The organism is Segeticoccus sp., assembly GCF_035708005.1.
Map to the genome: position 1 here is coordinate 1 of NZ_DASSTI010000046.1, position 5,483 is coordinate 5,483.

The 5,483-nt window shown below is 68.1% G+C and carries 7 protein-coding genes; 2 read left to right on the forward strand and 5 right to left on the reverse strand.

The genetic code is table 11. The features are described 5' to 3' along the window. The 4 genes from VFL99_RS05595 to VFL99_RS05610 all read right to left on the reverse strand — a co-directional run. Positions 1–960: polyamine ABC transporter substrate-binding protein (locus VFL99_RS05595; RefSeq protein WP_325105348.1), on the reverse strand; the 960-nt coding region annotated here is incomplete at its 3' end. Next, positions 957–1,619 (reverse strand): TetR/AcrR family transcriptional regulator, encoded by a 663-nt coding sequence (locus VFL99_RS05600; protein WP_325105349.1) that lies wholly within the window; start codon positions 1,617–1,619, stop codon positions 957–959. The genes VFL99_RS05595 and VFL99_RS05600, both read right to left, overlap by 4 nt. Positions 1,620–1,842: 223 nt before the next feature. After that, positions 1,843–2,283: a VOC family protein gene (locus VFL99_RS05605; protein WP_325105350.1), complete on the reverse strand. Its 441-nt coding sequence runs from the start codon at positions 2,281–2,283 to the stop codon at positions 1,843–1,845. 393 nt (positions 2,284–2,676) lie between these two features. Next, entirely contained in the window at positions 2,677–3,591 is a 915-nt protein-coding gene (locus VFL99_RS05610) for a tyrosine-type recombinase/integrase (protein ID WP_325105351.1), read from the reverse strand. 131 nt (positions 3,592–3,722) lie between these two features. Between VFL99_RS05610 and VFL99_RS05615 the strand changes: the two genes are divergently transcribed. After that, positions 3,723–4,451: a hypothetical protein gene (locus tag VFL99_RS05615; protein WP_325105352.1), complete on the forward strand. Its 729-nt coding sequence runs from the start codon at positions 3,723–3,725 to the stop codon at positions 4,449–4,451. Between the two features lie 423 nt (positions 4,452–4,874). Beyond that, the gene (locus tag VFL99_RS05620) at positions 4,875–5,264 is read left to right on the forward strand and encodes a RidA family protein (RefSeq protein ID WP_325105353.1); all 390 of its coding nucleotides are present in this window, start codon (positions 4,875–4,877) and stop codon (positions 5,262–5,264) included. A 12-nt stretch (positions 5,265–5,276) separates the two neighbouring features. Here the strand turns inward: VFL99_RS05620 and VFL99_RS05625 are convergent. Beyond that, positions 5,277–5,483 (reverse strand): M24 family metallopeptidase (locus VFL99_RS05625; RefSeq protein WP_414713720.1); only part of this gene is annotated, 207 nt, incomplete at its 5' end.

Consider the following 5,483-nt stretch of genomic DNA (forward strand, 5'->3'; position numbering starts at 1 on the left):
GTAGTTCATGTTCTTGATGACGTTCTCCGGCTCCAGCAGGTAGTTGATGAACAACATCGCGGTGCCGGGGTGCGCGGCATTGGCCGGAATGGCATAGCAGTCGGAGTTGACTGGCGTGCCCTCCTTGGGTGACTCGAAGCCATAGATGGACGGATCCTTCGCGTTGTTGAGCACCGCGGCCATGTCGCCGCTCCAGGTCTGTTGGATCCAGGCGTTGCCGTTGAGCAGGTTGCGATAGTCGGTGCTGCTGAACCCGCGCAGGTAGGGCCGCAGGGTGGCGGCCTTGGCGACCATCTTGTCCAGGTGGGCGGGCTTGGCGGTGTTGATCGGGAAGTCGAGCAGCAGCGCCAGCATGCCGAGCACCTCGTCGCGGTCGTCGAGCAGGTAGGTCTGCTTCTTCGACTTGGGGTTCCACAGGTCCTTCCAGCTGCCGGTGAGCTGTTCACCGAGCTTGTCCTTGCGCCAGGCCAGCCCGGTCTTGTACATCGAGAACGGGATCGAGTGGGCCGAGTGGGCGTCGTACCAGGGGTCGGCGAAACTGGGGTAGTACTTGAAGATCCTCGAGGAGTTCGGGACCAGGCTGTGGTCGAGCTGGAGCAGCTTGCCGGCCGCCGACAGCTTCTCGACCCACTGGGCGGAGGGGAAGATCACGTCGTAGCGGTTGCCCGAGCTCATCTTCGCCTGCATCGACTCCATCGAGTCGTAGTTGGACGTGATGATCTTGACGCCGTACTTCTTCTGGAAGCCCTTCAGCACGCTGGGGTCGAGGTAGTCCGCCCAGTTGAAGTAGACCAGGTCGCCGTCCACCTCGGCCGTCACCTTGCGGGTGGGCTGCTGCTTCGGTGAGCCGCCGGCGGAGTCGGACCCGAGGCCACAGCCGGCGAGGGCGAAGGCGGTTCCGAGGCCGGCTCCCGCGGCGAGGAGCTGGCGGCGAGTGGGCGCATAGGACGTGCTGTTCATGACTTACCTCCGAGTGGGAAGTCGGGATCGATGCCGAGTGGTCCCGAGGCCACTCTCCAGATGACCTGCCGGGCGTCCTTGACCGTCAGGGTGGGCACGGCGGTCATCAGTTGCACCCCGTAGCCGTCGCACAGGGAGCTGATCAGCTGGGCGTGGGAGGCGGGATCGCAGACGGTGAACTCTCCGGCCTCGATGCCGTCGCGGATGGTGGCCTCGATCCAGCCGTTGTGCTGGCGATAGAGGTCGGCACACAGGCTCGACGATCCCTTGTCCCGGATCGCGCGGCACCACAGCTCCATCCACAGGGCCCACTCCCGGCGCAGTGGGCCGCTGGAGGGGAGCGAGGCGGAGATGATCCGGGCCAGGCGGGCGGTGGCCGTGTCACTCGCACCGTGCGAGCCGTAGACATCGGCCCCCGTGTCGACGAAGGAGAAGCGCAGGGCCTCGGCGAAGAGCTTCTCCCGGGTCGCGAAGTGGTAATGCAACGTGGCAGTGGAGACGCCGGCGGCCTCGCCGACCATGCGCATCCGGATCCGCTCGAAGCCGGTCTCGGCGATGACCCGGCAGGCCGCCTTGAGGATCGCTTCTCGCGTCGCACTGCCCGTGTCGGTCGTGCCACGGCGCGAGGACGCGGCGGTCGTGGCTTCCCTGAGGGCCATGAGGAACCTCGCAGACCGGCCGGGATCAGGACAAGCATCTGACTAACTGGTTAGTCAAATCGGATGTCTTGAACCGTGGCAGGGTTACGGCCACGTGTCAAGGCTTCGAGACCTGACCGTGACACCCCACGAACGCGAGTACCGCCACGTCCAGCGGTCGACGCCGGCGTCGCCGGAGCCGCGGAACTCCTGGCTGGGCAGCACGCGGCGACCAGATGCGCCGTCAGCCGATCCGCTCTGCCAGTGAGACCACGATCCCCTCGGGTCCGCGGACGTAGGCCATGCGCCAGCTGTTCTCGTGCTGGCCGATGCCGCCGACCAATCCGTATCCGTCGGCAGCCAGCGCGTCGACCGTCGCCGGCAGGTCGTCGACCTCGAAACAGACGTTGCGCAGGCCCAACTCGTTCGCCATCGCGGCCGGCGACCCGGCCTCGTGGTCGGGCCTCACGAAGCTGGACAGTTCGATCCCGGTCCCTCCGCCCGGCGGCCGCAGCATGACGATCTGCGTCCGCGAGTTCGGGATGCCGATGACAGTGTCGAGGAAGTCGCCCTCCACGAACGTGCTGCCCTCCACCTCGAGACCCAACCGGGCGAAGAACGCCGTCGCCGCGTCGAGGTCCTCGACGGTCAGCCCGACGTGGTCGAACCCCTTGATGTGTGTCACAACGGCCATCCTCCATCGCCGGTCGCTGGTTTCAGTCCAGGGACCCCTCCGCCGCAGGATCTCGACATGCCCGCGGCGGCCGATCAAGCGAAACCTCGCACCGCGGGCCGGTTCGAGCTTCGCGAGTGCTTGCCGCATCACTCATTCAACACTTCGCGGGATGTGGGCGTGTGACGCGAACGCGGACGTGCTCGGATGGTCCGTGTCCGCCGGCGCCGCCGACACGTGGCCGGCCGCTGAGTCGGCGCTGGATCTCGGCGGGATCGGTGATCAGCGTCGCTCGGCCGGTTTCGATGTCGTCGGCCATCTTGTCGGCGTACTCGTCGGTGGCGGCCCTGGCCGCCTCTCGACCAGGTCCACGCGGGGTCCGATGGGCCGGCATGCGCCACGACGTCAGACGCCGGCGACGTAGGCGGTGAGGAAGTGGACGGCGTGGCGGTCGAGGTTGCCGCGGGCGCGGTCGTAGTGCTCGGTGGTGCGGGGGTCGGCGTGCCGGGCCAGGATCTGGGCATCACGCAGCGGGACGCCGGCGTCGAGGGCGTTGGTGATCGCGGCGTGGCGCAGGGAGTGGGGGCTGATGTGACGGGGGATGCCGGCGGCCTTGGCGATGCGGGCGACCATGCGGTAGGCGTCGCGTCGGTCGATCGGCTTGCCCGAGAGTGGGCGCAGCACCAGGGGGCCTTCGGTGCGCTGCCCGCGGCAGGCCTCCAGCACGCGCAGCACGGGGACGGTCAGGGGGATAGTGGCGGGCTTGTTGCCCTTGCCGACCAGGTGCAGCACCCGGTAGCCGCGCAGGGTGTCCTGGTAGTCCTCGATGCGGACGGCGGCGGCCTCGGAGGCGCGCAGGGCGGTGATGCCGAGCAGGTAGGCCAGCGCCCCGTGGTGCACGGTGAGCGTTTGGGCGATCTGCAGGAAGCGGATCAGCTCCAGGCGGTCCAGGCCTTGGGTGCGGGACTCATCGGTGTGCACCTTGGGCAGTCGGGCGTAGACGGCCGGGTCGGCGGCGATGCGCCCGTCGATGTGGGCAAACCGGAAGTAGCCGCGTACCGCGTGCATCATCGTGTTGATCGAGGAGTCCATCAGCCCCGACTCGTGCAAGTGGCGGATGTACAGCTCCACGTGCGCCCGCTCCACGCCAGCGAGTGCATCCAGGTGGTTGGTCTGGCACCAGGTGAACCAGCGTCGCAGCTGATAGGCGTACAGGGCATGGGTGTGGCCGGTGTACCGGGCCAGATAGGACACCGCCGCGAGCTGGGCCGGGCTCATCGCCTCGGGCTGGAACGGCAAAAGCAACGTGCTGCTGGTCATGATCGTCCTCCGGCGGCCTGACGACCACGCCCCGCCCGCGGACCGCCGACACGGCGGAGCCACCTGCGACGACGCTACCCGGCAGGCCGCTATCCCGGCCCGGGTCGAGAGCACTACCCACCACCCAGTCCGTGCCCATGGTGGGTGCGCGAGCAGGCGCCGGCCGCTGCGTGGGTGATCGCGGGCTGGCGGAAGAGCGGCTTCGGATTGGCATAGGCTCTATCGGGATGGACGCCAACATGCCGAGGTTGTTCGATGTCCCCGAACCCGAGCCACCCAACCCTGTCCAGCGGTCGGTGCGTGGCAGGAACCGAGAGACCTGGACCCGGGTCGTCACCGCCGAGGTGAGCCTGACCGATGCCGAGGCCGTCGCCGCGGCCGCGGCGCGCGCTGAGCACGGCGCCGTGACGATCGCACTCGAGCCCCGCACGGAGGGAGAGGACGCGGCAGCCGAGGACACCCCAGCCGGGGGCGACCGGGCGGTGGCCGCGAGCGACCCGTTCGACGCGCTTGCATGGCTGGTCTGGCCCAGCGACGGCCTGGAGCCGCTGCTGGACGCCGAGGCATTCCGGCTCCTGTCGGTGGAGTGTGAAGTGGAGCCAGCCTCAGTTGACCACGGCCTGCTCACCTGGGCCGTCACGGTCAAGCTCACCGACGTCCACGAGCTGCGCAACATCGCCAACCGAGCGCACCCGGATCAAGCCGCGGAAATCGCCGACAGCTTGGCGACCGCCTGGCAGTGCGCAGCAGATCCCTTCGCGCCAGTCCGCGCAATCCCCGGAATCGTCTGGCACCCCCGGCACGTCGAGGTCCGTCACGAGCCCGCTCGCCATGCCAGCGGCACGACCAAAATGAGATGAAGCCACACGTCGCCCCATGCGCTGCCCCCGGACGCCGCTGACATGCCGTGGACCGATGACCACGTCTCTGGCCGGCTCAACGCGGCGACATGACGCACTGTCCGCGCTTCCTCATGGGTCGTGATCACGTCATTCCCATGGTGTGGTCAGTGTGCTGTGTCCGTCCATGAGGAACCGTGGTGGCTGGTGTTCGATGAGCCGGTCGAGGAGGGACTCGGCGCCGATGGCTGCATAGGTGCGCCCCGTGCCCCAGTTCCGGCGGTAAGGCGGGTCGACGCGGGCCGTGGGGTGGCCACGCCCCGCCTGTCCGCAGGGTGTCACCATCGGATTCCTATGGGTCAGCCCGGATAGGGACCTGTCGGCGGGCGCGGAATGACGGGGTGGGCGGCGGTAGTTGGCATGAAGGTGGTAGACGTCGAGCGCGTGAAGACTAACCCCGACCCCTACGAACCGTTCCTGCTATCGCAGGGCATTCGCTACCGAGACCTGCTGTTCATCTCCGGGCAGGCCGGCTACGGCGACGATGGCCAGATCGTTGCCGGTGGCTTCGATGCACAGGCCGACCAAGCGTTCGCCAACCTTGACCGTGCCTTGCGCGCTGGCGGGTCGTCGTTGGCCGACGTCGTGAAGGTGACGATCTTCGTCACCGACATGGCTGCAAACTTCGCGGCGGTCGTGGAGCACCGGCGTCGGCACTTCACCGCGCCGTACCCGGCCGACTCCGTCGTCGAAGTTGCCGGGTTGTATGTCCCGGAGGCCGAGATCGAGATCGAGGCGATCGCAGTCGCCAAGGCGGGTATGCCCGCGGGGTGAGCGAGGCGGTTCTCAGACCCCGAGGATGTTGTGCTCCGGGCCGAAGGGGAACTTGGTGATGTTCTCGGCGCCGCCCTGGCCGACGACGAGGATGTCGTGTTCGCGGTAGCCGCCGGCGCCGGGTTGGCCCTCGGGGACCATGATCATGGGTTCCATGGACACGACCATGCCGGGTTCGAGGACGGTGTCGATGTCCTCGCGCAGTTCCAGGCCGGCCTC